The organism is Ornithinicoccus hortensis (assembly GCF_006716185.1).
Taxonomy (GTDB): Bacteria; Actinomycetota; Actinomycetes; order Actinomycetales; family Dermatophilaceae; genus Ornithinicoccus; species Ornithinicoccus hortensis.
Genome location: NZ_VFOP01000001.1, coordinates 2,499,174 through 2,514,207, shown reverse-complemented (window position 1 = coordinate 2,514,207; position 15,034 = coordinate 2,499,174). Strand labels below are relative to the sequence as shown.

The window sequence follows — 15,034 nt, the reverse complement described above, 5'->3', positions numbered from 1 at the left end:
GTGGCACCCCGCCGTCGTCGTCGGGTGCGGCTCGAGAGCCGGGCGCGACCTACTTCGTCGCGTCGTTCCAGGCGTCCTTGCCCTTCTCGACCGCCTGCTTGGCGTTGGCCTCGACCTGGTCGCCGACGCCCTCCGCCTCGAGACGCTCGTTGTCGGTGGCGTCCCCGGCGGCCTCCTTGACCTTGCCCTTGGCCTCGTTCACCGCGTTGCTGATCTTGTCGCCGATACCCATGCTGTGCTCCTTTGGTCGGGGGTGGATCTCCCTCCACCTTTACCCTGCCGCCGACCGGACGCAAGTCGGAGCTCGGGCGAGCACCGGCGTGGACACACCCCGGCGGCCCTCCGGTGTGGCAGGCTCCGACCATGACCGACGCGCCGGTGGTGGCCGACCTCTCGCACGAACGCACCCGGGCGCACCAGCGTGCGTGGAGCTGGTACGACTGGGCCAACTCGGCCTACGTGACGACCACCGGCACGGTGCTGTTCGCGCCCTACCTGACCGCCGTCGCCGAGCGTGCCGCCTGTCCCGACCTGGCCGACGGCGCCCGCTGCACCGAGATGCTCAGCGTCCTGGGAGTGCCGATCGCGGTCGGCTCGCTGGCCTCCTACACGATCACGGCGGCCACCATCATCTCGGCGCTGGCGCTGCTGTTCGTCGGTGCCATCGCCGACCGGGTCGCCCGGCCCACCCTCCTGATGGGCGGGATCGCCTGGGTGGGCTCCCTCGCGGCGATGCTGATGTTCTTCCTGACCGGCACCAACTGGCAGCTGGGCGTGGCGCTCATCATCATCGGCAACCTGTGCCTGGGCGCCTCCACCGTGGTCTACGACGCCCTGCTGATCCGGGTGGCCGATCCCGACGACCGCGACAAGGTCTCCTCCCAGGGGTGGGCCCTGGGGTACCTCGGCGGCGGCCTGCTCCTGGCGATCAACCTGGTCGTCCTCACCGTCTACGAGTCGCTCGGCCTGACCTACGAGATGGCGATCCGGCTGAGCCTGTTCTCCGCCGGCCTGTGGTGGGCGGTGTTCACCCTCATCCCGGTGCTCGGGCTGCGCAAGATCCGGGGAACCACCGCCGTGCAGGTCGACCGGTCCGCGGGCGTCCTCGGGGGGTCCCTGCGGCAGCTGGTCACCACGCTGCGCGAGCTGCGGCACTACCCCGTGACGTTGACCTTCCTGCTGGCCTACCTGTTCTTCAACGACGGCATCCAGACGGTGATCGCCTCATCCAGCCTCTACGGCACCCGGGAGCTCGGGTTCGAGGCGAGCCAGATGATCATCACCATCCTGGTCGTCCAGTTCGTCGCCTTCGGTGGTGCCCTGTTGTTCGGCAGGGCCGCCCAACGGTTCGGCGCCAAGCAGGTCGTCCTGGTCGGCATCGCGCTGTGGACCGCCGTCGTCGCCTTCGCCTTCTTCGTCCCGGCCGGCGCCTTCGTCATCTGGCTGGTCTGCGCGGTCTGCATCGGCATCGTGCTCGGGGGCACCCAGGCCCTGTCGCGCTCGATGTACTCCCAGCTCATCCCCCGCGGCAAGGAGTCGGAGTTCTTCAGCCTCTACCAGGCGATGGAACGCGGCACGAGCTGGTTCGGGACCCTCCTGTTCGGCCTGATCTACCAGTTCGCCGGCTCCTACCGCCTGGCGATCATCTCGGTGGTCATCTTCTTCGCCATCGGCGGCCTGCTGCTGACCAAGGTCGACATGCGGCGCGGCATCCGCGAGGCCGGGAACGCGCAGCCCGCAGTCGTCTGACGTGCACGGGTGGACCGGGCGCGCCGACCCTGGATATCATGGTCGACGCTCCCGATCTTCCTATCAACGCCGCTTGGCGCACCCCGTCCGGAAGACGGACCGCTCAGTCTCGCGGATCGGGAACACCACACCGTTCGTGGACGTTGAACCTGGCGAGTCCACATTCAGCACCACCCTGTTCCTGGCAGAGGGGAGTTCAACATGGCCGAGAGGTCGTTGCGCGGCACCAACCTGAGTTGGTTGTCCTTTGAGAGTGATGAGGGCGTCACCTTCAGTGAGCGCCAGATGGTCAGTTACACCTGCCCCGAGGGCCACGTCAGCGAGTTGCCGTTCTCGGTCGAGGCCGAGATCCCGCCGCTGTGGGAGTGCCGTTGCGGCCTGGACGCCAAGCTGAACGACGGTCCCGAGCCGGAGGCCAAGGCGGTCAAGCCGCAGCGCACCCACTGGGACATGCTCCTGGAGCGTCGCACCATCCCCGAGCTCGAGGAGCTCCTCGAGGAGCGTCTGGCGCTGCTGCGCGAGAAGCGTGGCGAGAAGCCGCGCCGTCAGCGCACCGCCTGACCTCACCACGCGCACAGAACGCCCCGACCGGTCCACCGGTCGGGGCGTTCTGCGTCTCTGGCGTGTATGGCGATGGTTCCGGCGCGCGCACGGCGTGCCCGTGGCGGGGTCACCGCCCGGGCGGAGGGTCCTCGTCGATGATCTCGCCCTCGATGATGTCGCCGCCGCGGCCGCCGGTGGGTGGGCCGAAACCGGTCGGACCCGCACCCTCGCCCCGGCCGGGGGTCGGTCCGTAGACCGTGCCCGGGACGACACCGTCCAACACCCGGCTACCGATCACCGCGGCCAACCAGGCGCGGGTGATCGGGCGGGTGAGCGGCAGGATCAGGAAGAGCCCCACGACGTCGGTCACGAACCCGGGGACCAGCAGCAGCAAGCCGCCGACCAGGACCAGGGCGGCGTCCGCCACCTCCCGTCCCGGCACCCGACCGGAGTCGACCGCCCTGCGCAGGGACTTCCAGGTGCGGGCGCTCTCCCGCTTCACCAGGACGGCACCGATCAGACAGGTGGCCAGCAGCGCGAGCAGGGTCCAGCCCGCACCGATCTGCCGCCCGACCAGGATCAGCACGATCACCTCGACCAGCGGCACGGCGAGGAAGCCGGCCAGGATCCACCGGGCCCGTCGGGGCGCGCGTGGACGGCGTCCGGCTCCGCCGGAGGACCGTCCCGAGCCGGCACCGCCCGCTCCGGGAGGCCCGTTCAGTCGGCCAGCTGGTGCCACCGCTGCTCACCGCCGATCTTCTCCCGCGCCCCGCGGGTGAGCTCGCGGAACTGCCGGGCCCGCCGTGCGGCACCCCACACGGTCACCCGGCCCAGGGCCTCCAGGACGATGTCGCTACCCATCTTGCTGTCCCCCAGCGTCCGCTCGACGAAGTCGATCGGCACCTCGGTCACGGTCAGCCCGCGGTCCAGGGCGCGCAGCGTCAGGTCGACTTGGAAGCAGTAGCCCTGGGAGGCGATCTGCTCCATCCCGATCTCCCGCAGGGCGCTGAGCCGGTAGACCCGGTAGCCGGCGGTGGCGTCCCGCACGGGGACGCCGAGCGCGAGACGCACGTAGAGGTTGCCCCCCAGGCTGAGCGCCCTGCGGGAGGTCGGCCAGTTGTGGATCGCCCCGCCCGGGACCCAGCGCGAGCCGATCACCAGGTCCGCCGAGTCTGCCGCGGCCAACAGGCGCGGCAGCTGCTCGGGCTGGTGGGACCCGTCAGCGTCCATCTCGACCACGGCGTCGTAGCCGTGGTCGTCCGCCCAGGCGAAGCCGGCCAGGTAGGCGCGCCCCAGCCCCGCCTTCTCGGCACGGTGCAGCACGTGGACGTGGTCGTCTCGAGCCGCCAGTTCGTCCGCGAGCACGCCGGTGCCGTCCGGGGAGTTGTCGTCAAGGACGAGCACGTCGGCGTCCGGGGTGTGGGCGCGCACCCGGGCGATGACCCCCGGGAGGTTGGCCCGCTCGTTGTAGGTGGGGATCAGCACGCAGACGCGGTGCAGTGCTGCTCGCGTGCTGCTCATCCGGTGACCGTCCTGCCTCGTGCGACCCGCCGGGTGCGTCCGGCGCTCATCTTCCTGACGAAACCCTAACCCGCATTGTTCCCGCGACCCGTATCACCAACAGCAGGGCCAGGGCCCCGACGGCGACCCCCTCCGGCCACCCGCCGAGCCGGACGGCGAGGGTCAGCTCGGTCCGCCGGGGCAGTTCGCCGGCGATGATGTCCTGGGTGAACAGCTCGGTCTGGTCGTGGACCCGACCGTCCGGGGTCACCAGGCCACTGACCCCGACCGTGCTGATGTGCACCACCGACCGCCCCAGTTCCACCGCCTTCACCCGGGAGGCGGCCAGTTGCTGCACCGACTCGTCGGTGAAGCCGAAGGTCGCGTTGTTGGTCGGCACGAGCAGGAGCTCGGCCCCCTCCCGGACGTTCTCCCGCATCAGGTCGTCGACGACGACCTCGAAGCAGATCGCCACCCCCACCGGCAGCGACCCCGAGGCCAGCGGGACGTCCAGCCGCCCCACCTCGTCACCGGGGTAGAAGTCCCGGCTGACCAGGTCCACCTTGTCGCTGAAGAGGCGGAAGAAGTCGCGGTAGGGGATGTACTCGGCAAAGGGCACCGGACGCTGCTTGACATAACGGTCCACCACGCCCTCCCCCGGGAGCCAGAGCAGGCTGGCGTTGCTCACGTAGCCCTCCGGTTCGCGGAGCACCGCGCCGACCACCACCGGCGCCCCGATGCCCTCCACCGCCTGGTTGATCACCTGCTCCGCGTCCGCGTTGCGCAGCGGATCGATGTCCGAGGAGTTCTCCGGCCAGACCACCAGCGCGGGCTGCGACAGTTCCCCGGCCGCGACCAGGTCGGCCGCCGCCAGCGTGGTCCGCGCGTGTCGGTCCAGCACCTCCCGCCGCTGGGCGTTGAACTCCAGGGTCATCTCGGGCACGTTGCCCTGCACGCCCAGGACCTGCACCGGTGTCCCGTCGACGGGGCGGGGCACGGTCGTGGGCGCCAGGACGACCACCACTGCACCGACCATCGCCAGCACCCCGGTGGCGGCACCGGCCCGTCGGACGGAGTGCCGCCCGGCCGCGAGCTCCTGGACGGCACGGGCGAGCAGGGCGCCGGCCAACGCCACGAGGAAGGTGACGCCGGGGGTCCCCAATAGCGAGGCCACCCCCAGGACGGGCGAGTCCGCCTGGCTGAACGCCAGGCGCCCCCACGGGAAGCCACCGAACGGGGTGGTGCTCCGGGCCAGCTCGCTGGCCACCCAGGCCAGCGATGCGCCGAGCACGGGGACTGGGACCTCCCGCGGGCTGCCCCGCCGGGACAGTGCCCCGACGACGGCCCCCAGCAGGGCGATGTAGAGCGCCTCGAGGGTGGCCAGCGCCAGCCAGGGCAGTGCCCCCACGTAGATACCGGACCAGGACAGCAGCGGCACGAAGTAGCCGAGACCGGCGACGAGACCCACCAGGAACCCTCCGCGCACCCGGGCACCGGTCGCCGCCAGCGCCACTCCCCCGGCGCCGACCACGGCCAGCGGCCAGACGCCGTGCGAGGGGAAGGCCAGGTACATGCTGACGCCCGACAGCAGGGCGAGGAGGAGGCGGGCCGGCACCCCGCCAGCGTAGGCGAGGAGTCTGCACCGCAGACGGCGGGCGCGCCCGCGGCACCAGGGCACCTCGGAAGACCACGGCCCGGGGGACTAGCCAGGGCCCGCGCGCCGTTGGGGCCGAGGGCATGTCGACGGGCTGACGACACGACCCCCGTTGTCTACTAAGCGCACGGGCCCTAGCTGTCCACACCGTTCCCTCTGACACGGACCCGACCACGGGCACGACCGTTGGTAACGATGGCGCAGTGCCACGGCCGGTCCCCTGGTCAGGGCACGCAACCGCCTACTGGTGGTGCAGGCGATGCGGACTTAGCAGACAAATCTAGTGCTCCGGCACGGACTGTCAACTGGCCGCTGACCTGCGCAGACACGCGTTAACGCAGGTCAGCGGCGGGGCTCACGCCGGCAAAACATCGGGTCAATTTTTGACAGGTCGGCGTGTCGCTCTCGACACGCCGACCAGACCACCTGCGCCCGCTAGAAGCGCTCGCGGTCGAAGACCAGGTGGCCGTCCACCACCGTGCGGGTGGCCGACGGGAGGTCGGCGTCCCGGTCGGACAGGTCGGGCAGCCCGTCAGGACGCAGCTCCGTCCCGTCCGGTACCTCCCAGACCACGTAGCTGGCGGGCTCCCCCTGGGCCAGCCGGCCACCGGGGCGCCCGGCCAGCTCGTAGCCCTCGCGGGTGTGGGCCGCGAACGCCTCGTCCACCCCGATCCGCTGCCCCGGGTTGTGGTGCAGGACGGCGGCCCGGACCCCGGCCCACGGGGCCAACGGGGTCACCGGGCTGTCCGATCCCAGGGCGACCCGCACCCCGGCATCGAGCATGCTGCGCAGCGGGACGGCGGCCAGCGCCCGCTGCGGCCCCAGCCGTGCGGCATACATGCCGTCCTCACCGCCCCAGGCGGCGTCGAAGGAGGACTGCATGCTGGCCCAGATCCCCAGCTCGGCCATCGTGGCCAGCACCTCGGCGTCCGGCAGCTCGACGTGCTCCCACCGGTGGCGGGCCGCCCGGACCGCCTCGCGGCCGACGACGTCGGCCGCCTGCCGGAACCCCTCGGCCATGGTGTGCAGGGCGGCGTCACCGATCACGTGTCCCCCGGCCTGCAGCCCCGCCCGGGTGCAGGCGACCACGTGGTCGCGCACCTGCTCCACCGACAGGTAGCCGTAGCCGTGGTGCTCCCCCGGGGTTCCGTCGTCGGTGAGGTAGGGCTCGACCACGTGGGCGGTCCGGGAGCCGAACGACCCGTCGGCGCACAGGTCGCCGGCCAGGCCGATCACCCCCAGGTGACGGGCCAGCTCCCGCGCCTCCTCAGCCGAGTCGGTGAGCATCCCCCAGTACGCGACGGTCCCGACCCGGCCCGCCCCCTGGCCGGCCTCGAGCACCGCCCGGACGTCCTCGAAGTTGGTGAGGTGGTCCGCCCCCGTCTCGTGCACCAGGCCGATCCCCCGCTCGGCGGCGGCCCGCAGCGCCAGGTCGAGGTAGTGCTCCCGGTCGGCCGGCGTCATCCCGGAGGTAAACGCGTTGGTGACCGCCGCGAACGCGTCGCGCTCGACCACGCCGGCACCGTCCCAGCCGTCCAGGCCGTGCACCCGGGCCACCGCCGCCATCGAGGAGGACACGCTCGCGGAGTGGGCGTCCACCCTCGGCATGTAGACGACACCCCCGTATGCCGCACGGTCCAGTTCCGCGGCGGTCGCCGGGCGCCGCTCGACCCAGTTCGTCTCGTCCCATGAGTGGGCGTAGACCGGTCGGCCCCTGGTGTGCCGGGCCGCGGTCTCGATGAGCCGCAGGGCCTCGCTGAGCGACCGGGTGCCGGACAGGTCGATGCCGTCCAGGCCCTGGCCCGTCATCGTCAGGTGGACGTGGGAGTCGGCGAAGGCCGGGGTCACCAGGGCACCCTCGAGCTCGACGACCTCCTCGACGGAGTCCTCGTGCCCGGCCGCCTCGGCGTCGGTCCCGACCCACACCACCTCGGTCCCCCGGGTCAGCAGCGCCGTGGCGCCGGGGTGGCCTGGGGACACCACCCGCCCTCCGCGCAGCAGGCGGGCTCCGGGGGTGGGCGTCGGGGACGGTGTCGGGGAGGTCACCGGGACAGTCTGCCTGACCGGGGTCTGCGCGCCGCAGGGACGGTGCGACCGGGCCCCTGCGCGTCCCCTCGCGGAGCCAACCTCCGGCATACGTCCTGTCAATGACGCGCTGGACCGGAGGATTTACGGTGCCTACGTGCTTTCGCCGGAGAATGTCCGTAGCATTATCGGTATGAGTGCAATGGAGCAGCCCTACCAGTATCAGCAGCAGCCACTGGTCGAGCCGGACTGGACCCGGTTCCCGGGATGGCGCGAGGTGACCGCCGAGGAGTGGGCCGACGTGCAGTGGCAGCGGGCCCACTGCGTGAAGAACATCAAGCAGCTGCGCGAGCTGATGGGCGACCTGCTCACCGAGGACTTCTACGCCGACCTCGAGCGGGACCAGCTCGAGCGGGCGACCATGTCGATGTTGGTGCCGCCGCAGATGGTCAACACCATGGTCAGCGAGATGACCTGGGCCGACGGGCGGATGCCGGCTGCCGGTGAGGAGTTCACCGCTGCCTTCCTGGCCGACCCGGTCCGCCGCTACATGCTCCCCGTCTTCTCCGACCGGCGCACCGACTGGCCCTCGCACCCCTACGCCGCGCGGGACTCCCTGCACGAGCACGACATGTGGGTCGCCGAGGGGCTGACCCACCGCTACCCGACCAAGGTGCTGGCCGAGCTGCTCCCCACCTGCCCGCAGTACTGCGGGCACTGCACCCGGATGGACCTGGTCGGCAACTCCACGCCGACCGTCACCAAGCTCAAGCTCGCCGGCAAGCCGATGGACCGGCACGAGGCGATGCTGGACTACCTGCGGCGCACGCCCACCGTCCGGGACGTCGTGGTCTCCGGCGGGGACGTGGCCAACATGCCGTGGAAGAACCTCGAGGCCTTCCTCGACAAGCTGCTCGAGGTCGAGAACATCCGCGACATCCGGCTCGCCACCAAGGCGCTGATGGGCCTGCCCCAGCACTGGCTGGCACCGGACACGGTGGAGGGCGTGGCCCGCGTGTCGGCCACGGCCCGCTCGCGCGGCGTCGGCCTGGCGATCCACACGCACGTCAACAACGCGCAGTCGGTCACCCCGCTGGTGGCGCAGGCCTCTCGGGCCATGTTGGACGCCGGCATCCGCGACGTGCGCAACCAGGGCGTGCTGATGCGCGGCGTCAACTCCACCAGCGCCGACCTGCTCGACCTGTGCTTCGCGCTAGCCGACGGGGCGAGCATCACGCCCTACTACTTCTACATGTGCGACATGATCCCGTTCGCCGAGCACTGGCGGCTCTCCCTGTCGGAGGCCCAGCACCTGCAGCACTCGATCATGGGCTACCTGCCCGGCTTCGCCACCCCGCGGATCGTCTGCGACGTCCCGTTCGTGGGCAAGCGGTGGGTGCACCAGGTCGACAAGTACGACGTGGAGCGCGGCATCTCCTACTGGCGCAAGAACTACCGCACCAGCATCGAGGGCGAGGACGTCGACGTCACCAGCGCCGAGTACGTCTACTACGACCCGATCTACACCCTGCCGCAGTCCGGCCAGGACTGGTGGCGCCAGCACAGCGCCGCGGACGCCGAGGCGGCCCACGACGCGGCGACCGCCGCGGCGAAGTCCTCCCGCGACGCCTCCCTGGCCCAACTGTCCTAGGCCGGTCCGGCTCACTACGCTGGCCCCGTGGCCCGCTCCAAGAAGCACGAACGCGCCGGCGGCACCCCCGCCACCGTGGCGCTGGATCGCGCCGGCGTGACCTACGCCCCCAGGTCCTACACCCACGACCCGGGCGCCACCTCATACGGGCTGGAGGCGGCCCAGGCGCTCGACGTCGACGCGGCGCGGGTGCTGAAGACCCTGCTTGTGGAGGTGGACGGCGGGCTCGGGGTGGGCATCGTCCCGGTCGCCCGGCAGCTGGACCTCAAGGCCGTCGCGGCGGCCCTCGGCTCCAAGCGGGCGGTGATGGCCGACCCGGGCGTCGCCGAACGGGTCACCGGCTACGTGGTGGGCGGGATCAGCCCGGTCGGTCAGAAGAAGGCGCTGCCCACCGTCCTGGACGAGTCCGCCCTGGCCTTCGAGACGGTGCTGGTCTCCGGGGGCCGCCGCGGCTTCGACCTCGAGCTGGCACCGGCCGACCTGGTCGAGGTCACCGGGGCGAGCACCGCCCCGATCGCCCGCTGAATCCTCAGCCGGACTCCGGCAGGTCGACCGGCCGGCCCTCCCAGGGCGTGGAGAGCACCACCGTGGTGCTGCTGGCACAGTTGGCCGCCGACCGGATGTCGGCGAGCAGTTGCTCCAGGTCCGAGGGTTTGGCCAACCGCACCTGGATCACGTAGTTCTCCCGCCCGGCGACCGACCAGCAGGAGTCGATCTGCGGCAGGTGCTCCAACCGTTGGGGGATGTCGTCCGGGGATGCCGGGTCGAACGGCGAGAGCGCGATGAGGGCGGTGAGCGGCAGCCCCACCTGCTCGAAGTCCACGACCGCGCGGTAGCCGGTGATCACGCCCCGCTCCTCGAGCCGCTTGACGCGCTGGTGCACGGCGGAGGTCGACAGCCCGGTGCGCCGACCGAGGTCGGCGTAGCTCATCCGTCCGTCCTCGGCCAACAGCGAGACGATGTGGCGGTCCAGCGCTTCCATGGGGACAGACTAGTGAGCAGCCGCCCCCGGCGGGACGTTCGGTCCCGGCGTGCCCGCCCCCGTCAGGGCAGGTCGGCCACCACCTCGGCCTTGAAGCCCGCCCCGTTCTCCAGCCACCCGGCGTAGTGGTCGGGTCCACCGGCGTGCGGGTAGCGGTCGTGGTAGAGCGGGCGCCATCCGTGCTCCGGCGCCTGCGCCATGAGCGCGTCGACGTCGGCGGGTCGACCGCCCCGGAAGGCCAGGTGGTTGACGCCCGGTCGCCGTCGGTCGTGCGCGGGGGAGGCGAGGTTGGGCGACGTGGTCAGGGTCAGGTAGGCCCCTCCCGCCTCCCACGACTCCCCCTCGGCCCACTGCTGCACCCGCTCGAAGCCAAGGCGCTCAAGCAGCCAGCCCCATTCCTGGGTAGCGGCGGCGAGGTCGGCGACCCAGACCTCGACGTGGTGCAGGCCCGGCATGGCGCGAGGCTACCGCGCGTCGACGGCCCCCGCAGGCGGCGGGTGCGTCGGCCGCTGGTCCATCAACCGGAACGAGCGCAGCGCGAAGGGCGCCAGCGCCACGAGCACGTAGGCGCCACCGAAGACCGACAGCGCGGCCCGGACCCCCACGAGGTCGGTCATCGCTCCGGCCACCAACGGCCCCAGCGGCACACCCGCCCACGCGACCGCCTTCACCGCACCCAGGACGCGGGGCAGCATCGGCTCCGGCACCCGCTCGAACTGCACCGCCCCCACGACAGGGTTGATGCCACCCCCGGCTAGCCCACCGGCCGCCGCGACCGCGACCACCACGGGCAGGGGCGCCCCGAACGCCAGGACCAACAGCAGCGGGGGGCCGCCCACCAGGAAACCCACGGCGTAGGTAACCCAGCGTCGCAGCCGCGGCGCCAGCCACGACCCGAGCAGACTCCCGATCAGCCCGCCGAGGGCCAGCGCACCGGCGACCGTGCCGACCGCGGCGACCGGCAGTCCCTGATCCCGCACCCAGGCGGGCAGCAGGACCCCGGCCAGGCCCATCGAGATCAGGTTGGTGACGGCGATCATCACGACGGGGCCGCGCAGCACGGGTTCGTGCGCCAGGAAGCCGAGCCCCTCGGCGAGTCGGGTCCGGTATGCCGTGGGCCGGCCGCTCCCGTCCGACGCCGGGCTGGGTGCGCCGACCGACCGCGGCACGCCCAGTGCGACGACGAGACCGGCCAGGCAGATACCCGACCCGCTGACCGCGAGCACGAGGGCGGGGTCCAGGACGGTGAGCAGCAGTCCGGCCAGGGGCGCCCCGACGAGGTGTCCGCCCTGCGACACGCTGGCGTGCAGGCCCGCCGCCCGCTCCAGCGCGACCCCGGCGCGCCCCGCGGTGCCGGGGACGAGCGGCGCGCTACCGCAGTCGGCCACGCCGCGCAGGCCGCCGACGACGGCAACCAGCCCGAGCAGGACCTCGAACCGCAGCTGCCCGGTCAGGTGCAGGGCCGGCACGAGGAGCAGGACCGCACCGGCAAGCAGGTTGCCCGCCCGGCTGGCCCGCCGCGGCCCGAACCGCTCCACCCACGGCCCGGCCAGCGCCTGCATCACCACGTAGGGCGCCAGCTCGGCGAAGACGACCAGCCCGGTCCGGGAGGCGCTACCGGTCGTGGTGAGGACCAACCACGGCAAGGTGATCGCCGAGACCGCGGTGCAGGTCACCGACACCAGGTGGGCCGAGAGGACAGCACCCAGCGGCCGCCGACTCGGCGAGTGGCCCGGCGGGGCGCACCGACGCAGCGCTGCCTGGCTCGGGCCGCGGTTCACCGGGAGCCGCGCCCTCCGTGCTCGTCGGGGAGCAGCTGGAACTGCAGGACCGCCCGCTCCCGGTCCCCGGCCGGGTCCTCCTCGTCGGGTCCTCCCGGCCCGCGGGCGATCCCCCGTTGATCGCGACGGAACTCCTCGGTCAGGGCCACCAGGCGGTGCGCGAACTCCCGGGCCTCCTCCCGGGTCAGGCTCAACGACATCTCCCCGAGTTGCCACGGCAGCCGCGACAACTCCTCGCCGCGGCCCGCGAGGCTGTCGACGTAGCCGAGGACGCGTTCGTAGGACACTTGGGCAGCTATCCGCAGATACTGTTCGGCGGCCTCCAACTGGTCGGCGTCGCCGGCCTCCCCCGGCACCCGGAAGCTGAAGGCCAGTCCCTCGCGCGCCACGCGCCACCACCGGTCCCGGCGGTTGCCGCGCCCCGAGTCCTCCTCGACCAGTCCCGCCTCCCCCAGCACCCGCAGGTGGTAGCTGGTCACGCCGCTGGACTGGCCGATCCGCTCCCCGAGTGCTGTGGCGGTCGACGGACCGTCCTCGCGCAGCAGCCGGAGCAGCCGCATCCGCACGGGGTGCGCGAGGGCCTGCACGTTGGTCGGTGTCACCAGCGCGTAGCGCTCAGGGTCGAACCACGGCGGCGGCCAGGAGTGCTCATCCCGGGTGTCGGTCACCGGCCCACCGCACAACCCCAAAGTCATTTTGCAAAGAGTCTTTGCGATCTGCAGAGCATAGGGTTCTGGCATGTCCCCGTCTGACCGACTCCTCCTGCTGGACACCGCGTCGCTGTACTTCCGCGCCTACTACGGCATGAAGGAGCCGCAGCCGGCCCCGGACGGCACGCCGACCAACGCGCTGCGCGGCCTGCTGGACATGACCGCGACGTTGGTGACCCGCTTCTCCCCCACCCACCTGGTGGCCTGCTGGGACAACGACTGGCGACCCGCCTTCCGGGTCGAGGCCATCCCCTCCTACAAGGCGCACCGCCTCCGGGAGGGCTCCACCGACGTGGAGGAGACCCCAGACGACCTGGTGCCCCAGGTCCCGCTGATCCGCCGCTCCCTGGAGGCCTTCGGCATCGCGGTGCTCGGCTCGGACGGCTACGAGGCCGACGACGTGATCGGCACCCTGGTGCACCGGCATCGCGGCACGATGCCGGTCGACGTGGTCACCGGCGACCGGGACCTGTTCCAGCTGGTCGACGACGCTGCCGGGGTCCGGGTGGTCTACACCGCGCGCGGGGGCGTGCGGGATGCCGACCTGATCACCGAGGAGACGCTGCGGGAGAAGTATGCGGTGGGCTCCGGCCAGGCGTATGCCGACATGGCCTGCCTTCGCGGCGACACCAGCGACGGGCTGCCCGGGGTGGCCGGCATCGGGGAGAAGACCGCCGCCGCGCTGATCAACAGCTACGGCACGCTGGCCGGGGTGCGGCAGGCCCTGGCCGACGGCGACCCCGCTATCAAGGGTGCCCGGCGCAAGAACCTCGAGGCGGCCTCGGCATACCTGGATGTCGCCCCCCTCGTGGTCCAGGTCGCCCGGGACGCACCCCTGCCCGATGTCCCCCTCACCGTCCCCCGCGAGCTGGCCGACCCCGGCACGCTGCAGCAGTATGTCGAGGCCTACGGGATCGCCGGCCCCGTCCGGCGGCTGATGGAGGCGTTGGGCGTCCCCGCCTGAGCCGCGTCGGGGTCAGTGGCCCCGAGGCCGGCGCGGCTCGGTGGGCGGGAACTCCCCGTCGTCGCTGCCATCGTCGTGCTGGTAGAGCAGGTTCTGCAGGGTCACCTGCACCTGCTCGACGTCGGGCACGTCGTGCAGCTCCAGCCCCGCCTTGTCGGTGGCGTCGGACACGATCAACGTCCCGCACCCCAGGACCCGGTCCAGCGGCCCCTTCTCGATCGCCACGTCGTTCACCCGGTAGAGCGGGATGTCCCGGCCGCGCTTGGTCAGGATGCCGGACCGGTGGCTGACCCGACGGTTGGTGATCACGAAGCGCGAGGAGTTCCACCGCCACACCGGGATCAGCACGAACGCTCCCGCCGCCAGCAGCGCCAGCACCCCGACGATCCCCAGCACCCACATCGACCAGTCGCTGTCCCGGGCCAGCCACCAGGCCAGCCAGACCACACCGATCAGGAAGAGGGCCAACGCGATCGGCGCGACGAGCGCCTTCCAGTGCGTCCGCATGTTCAGCACGATCTGCTCGCCTTCGGCGAGGTGCTTGTCTTTCAACGCCATGCCTGCATCCTGCCACCGTTCGCGCCGGGCGGGGCCCAGGTCCGTGCCGTGACCCCGGTCACGAGCGCTGCGTCGGGACCAGCGTGAGGTAGCCGAAGCCGAGCACGCCCCAGCGACCCCGCAGCCAACTCCTCCAGGATTCGTCCAGGGACTGCCGCACCGACGGTGCCTCAGGGTGCCCCGGGTGCGCGGCCAGCCACTCCTCCCGCTCCGCCAGGAACCCGGACTCGAACTCCTCCCACTCCCCCGTCGTCGCCGTCGACACCCCCACGGGTCGGAACCCGGCGACGATCGCCTGCTCGACCAGCCCGGCCAGGTCGGTGCAGTCCTGCGCGGACGCACCCTCCCACATCACCGCGAGTTCCTCCGGACCCGGTGGCCTGGTCCAGCACTCGGCCGCGAACAGCAGGCGGCCCCCGGGCCGGACCAGGTCGTGCAGGGCGGTCAACGCCTCGGCGATGCCGCCGAAGGCCTGGTAGGCGCCGATGCTGAGGACCAGGTCTGCGGGCTCGGGGCCCTGCGCCGCATCGCCGCACCGCAGGTCGACCCGGTCCTCCACCCCGAGCCCGGCCGCGGTCCGGGAGGCCCGGGCGATGTCGGGGGCGTGCACGTCGACCCCGACGCCACGGGCGTCCGGGACCGCCTGCAGCACCCGCAGCAACAGTTCCGCCCAGCCGCACCCGACGTCCAGCACGGTGCGCGGCCGGCGTCGGGCGAGTTCGTCGACCAGGGCGGCGGCCCGGGCCTCCGACAGGGGGGCGTTGAACATCAGCCGGGCCCCGGTCCCCCCGGGCGGTGGACCGGGGTGCTGGTCGGTGGTCGAGGGGTGCTTGCCGGTGGAAGCCATCTGGCGACCTTAGGGAGGCCCGCTCCGGGGAGCCAGTGGTTTGGCTGCGGCCCGCGGCGGCGGGCCGGTG

At 72.2% G+C, this 15,034-nt stretch carries 16 protein-coding genes; 5 read left to right on the top strand and 11 right to left on the bottom strand.

What is annotated here, in order from left to right; translation table 11 throughout:
• Positions 1–49 precede the first annotated feature (49 nt).
• Positions 50–232, bottom strand: a complete 183-nt coding sequence (locus FB467_RS11680; RefSeq protein WP_141785253.1) for a CsbD family protein — start codon at positions 230–232, stop codon at positions 50–52.
• A gap of 131 nt (positions 233–363) precedes the next feature.
• Between FB467_RS11680 and FB467_RS11675 the strand changes: the two genes are divergently transcribed.
• Together FB467_RS11675 and FB467_RS11670 are read left to right on the top strand one after the other, a co-directional pair.
• Positions 364–1,749 carry an MFS transporter gene (locus FB467_RS11675; RefSeq protein WP_141785252.1) on the top strand — a complete coding sequence of 462 codons (1,386 nt, stop codon included), beginning with the start codon at positions 364–366 and terminating at the stop codon, positions 1,747–1,749.
• Positions 1,750–1,950: 201 nt separating this feature from the next.
• The gene (locus FB467_RS11670; protein WP_141785251.1) at positions 1,951–2,310 is read left to right on the top strand and encodes an RNA polymerase-binding protein RbpA; all 360 of its coding nucleotides are present in this window, start codon (positions 1,951–1,953) and stop codon (positions 2,308–2,310) included.
• Positions 2,311–2,419: 109 nt separating this feature from the next.
• Here FB467_RS11670 and FB467_RS11665 read toward each other — a convergent pair whose 3' ends face one another.
• From FB467_RS11665 to FB467_RS11650, 4 genes are all read right to left on the bottom strand, one after another.
• A complete protein-coding gene (locus tag FB467_RS11665; protein ID WP_342354731.1) occupies positions 2,420–2,917 on the bottom strand; it encodes an FxsA family protein in 498 nt (165 codons plus the stop codon).
• Positions 2,918–3,009: 92 nt separating this feature from the next.
• Complete coding sequence (locus FB467_RS11660) at positions 3,010–3,813, bottom strand: polyprenol monophosphomannose synthase (RefSeq protein WP_141785250.1); 804 nt, start codon at positions 3,811–3,813, stop codon at positions 3,010–3,012.
• 46 nt (positions 3,814–3,859) lie between these two features.
• A complete protein-coding gene (gene lnt / locus FB467_RS11655) occupies positions 3,860–5,407 on the bottom strand; it encodes an apolipoprotein N-acyltransferase (protein WP_141785249.1) in 1,548 nt (515 codons plus the stop codon).
• A 474-nt stretch (positions 5,408–5,881) separates the two neighbouring features.
• Positions 5,882–7,492, bottom strand: coding sequence for an amidohydrolase (locus tag FB467_RS11650; protein WP_170230689.1), 1,611 nt, complete (start codon positions 7,490–7,492; stop codon positions 5,882–5,884).
• 172 nt (positions 7,493–7,664) lie between these two features.
• On the opposite strand from FB467_RS11650, the gene FB467_RS11645 reads away from it, so the two are divergent.
• Together FB467_RS11645 and ybaK are read left to right on the top strand one after the other, a co-directional pair.
• The gene (locus FB467_RS11645) at positions 7,665–9,122 is read left to right on the top strand and encodes a KamA family radical SAM protein (RefSeq protein WP_141785247.1); all 1,458 of its coding nucleotides are present in this window, start codon (positions 7,665–7,667) and stop codon (positions 9,120–9,122) included.
• Between the two features lie 27 nt (positions 9,123–9,149).
• Positions 9,150–9,647: a Cys-tRNA(Pro) deacylase gene (gene ybaK, locus FB467_RS11640; protein WP_141785246.1), complete on the top strand. Its 498-nt coding sequence runs from the start codon at positions 9,150–9,152 to the stop codon at positions 9,645–9,647.
• A gap of 4 nt (positions 9,648–9,651) precedes the next feature.
• Here the strand turns inward: ybaK and FB467_RS11635 are convergent, their stop codons facing one another.
• From FB467_RS11635 to FB467_RS11620, 4 genes are all read right to left on the bottom strand, one after another.
• Positions 9,652–10,104 (bottom strand): Lrp/AsnC family transcriptional regulator, encoded by a 453-nt coding sequence (locus FB467_RS11635; protein ID WP_141785245.1) that lies wholly within the window; start codon positions 10,102–10,104, stop codon positions 9,652–9,654.
• A gap of 62 nt (positions 10,105–10,166) precedes the next feature.
• Positions 10,167–10,559, bottom strand: a complete 393-nt coding sequence (locus tag FB467_RS11630) for a VOC family protein (protein WP_141785244.1) — start codon at positions 10,557–10,559, stop codon at positions 10,167–10,169.
• Positions 10,560–10,568: 9 nt separating this feature from the next.
• Positions 10,569–11,786, bottom strand: coding sequence for an MFS transporter (locus FB467_RS11625; protein WP_342354730.1), 1,218 nt, complete (start codon positions 11,784–11,786; stop codon positions 10,569–10,571).
• 95 nt (positions 11,787–11,881) lie between these two features.
• Positions 11,882–12,553, bottom strand: coding sequence for a winged helix-turn-helix domain-containing protein (locus FB467_RS11620; protein WP_228393255.1), 672 nt, complete (start codon positions 12,551–12,553; stop codon positions 11,882–11,884).
• 70 nt (positions 12,554–12,623) lie between these two features.
• Between FB467_RS11620 and FB467_RS11615 the strand changes: the two genes are divergently transcribed.
• The gene (locus FB467_RS11615) at positions 12,624–13,559 is read left to right on the top strand and encodes a 5'-3' exonuclease (RefSeq protein ID WP_141785241.1); all 936 of its coding nucleotides are present in this window, start codon (positions 12,624–12,626) and stop codon (positions 13,557–13,559) included.
• Positions 13,560–13,571: 12 nt separating this feature from the next.
• Here the strand turns inward: FB467_RS11615 and FB467_RS11610 are convergent, their stop codons facing one another.
• Positions 13,572–14,117 (bottom strand): PH domain-containing protein, encoded by a 546-nt coding sequence (locus FB467_RS11610; protein WP_141785240.1) that lies wholly within the window; start codon positions 14,115–14,117, stop codon positions 13,572–13,574.
• Between the two features lie 58 nt (positions 14,118–14,175).
• A complete protein-coding gene (locus FB467_RS11605; RefSeq protein WP_141785239.1) occupies positions 14,176–14,964 on the bottom strand; it encodes an SAM-dependent methyltransferase in 789 nt (262 codons plus the stop codon).
• Positions 14,965–15,034 lie beyond the last annotated feature (70 nt).